We start from the raw sequence: 206 nt of genomic DNA, 5'->3' as shown, positions 1-206 counted from the left end.
AAACCAAAATGCGGCTAATGCAAATAATAATGCCAATACACGTTTGGAGAAAAACAAGAATGGAGCGGATATTCCAAACAAACCTGAGTTTGTGAAAAACCTCGGTTTGGTAGAAACCCAAAAATTGGCGGCTGGGGCATGGTCAAAATCTATTGTTGGTCGGGTGAACAGTAGAGGGACATTTGCAAGCTGTAATAAACCCGGGA

The 206-nt window shown here is 42.2% G+C and carries 1 pseudogene; it reads left to right on the top strand.

Going from position 1 to position 206, the window contains the following annotated elements:
- Nucleotides 1–206, top strand: a pseudogene (locus AAC854_RS24140) (hypothetical protein); the annotation flags it as partial.

Origin of the sequence: Xenorhabdus entomophaga, from assembly GCF_037996725.1 — a bacterium.
In the GTDB taxonomy this organism is placed as follows: domain Bacteria; phylum Pseudomonadota; class Gammaproteobacteria; order Enterobacterales; family Enterobacteriaceae; genus Xenorhabdus; species Xenorhabdus khoisanae.
The sequence above is the reverse complement of the archived record's forward strand: the minus strand, read 5'-3'. Positions and strand labels throughout refer to the sequence as shown.